General features: G+C 35.2%; 1 protein-coding gene. It reads left to right on the forward strand.

Translation table 11 applies throughout. The features are described from left to right. Positions 1–228: 228 nt before the first annotated feature. The coding region (locus tag HLA93_RS20535) for a hypothetical protein (protein ID WP_222196292.1) at positions 229–522 on the forward strand (294 nt) is incomplete at its 3' end.

Consider the following 522-nt stretch of genomic DNA (forward strand, 5'->3'; position numbering starts at 1 on the left):
CCCACTAGTTCAAATGGGACCCCAATCCCCATTAAGAATTCAATAGTTGAATTCTCGAATCCTATAGAGGGTGTATGGGATTTGATAAAATAGTGGGAGGTACCATAAAACTAAAGACCAAGTATTTATGGAAATAAATGAAATATATTTTAATAATCTGTCACTTATTTTGTAGATATCATAATGGTTATACTCAATCAAATATCTGAAAATGAAATTGACCAATGTTTGACTGAACCTTCTAATAATAAGAGGCTTATAGAATTGGGAAGAGTTCCTAATTCAGGATTCTATCTATCTCTAAGCGATGCTTCCTCTTGGGTATTAGATACCGGGGCTAGTTCTCATATATGTAACAATATTAAAGAACTTAGAGGAAGTAGGCGATTAGGTCAAGATCAAGTTTCCCTTCGAGTAGGAAATGGGGCAAGCGTTGCTGCATTAGCTGTTGGGACTTGTGACTTAAACCTGCCATCAGGACATGTTATGAAATTAGAAAACTGTTTATTTATGCCAGGAATA

The sequence above is a fragment of the Modestobacter italicus genome (genome assembly GCF_019799965.1).
Lineage (GTDB): Bacteria > Actinomycetota > Actinomycetes > Mycobacteriales > Geodermatophilaceae > Modestobacter > Modestobacter italicus_A.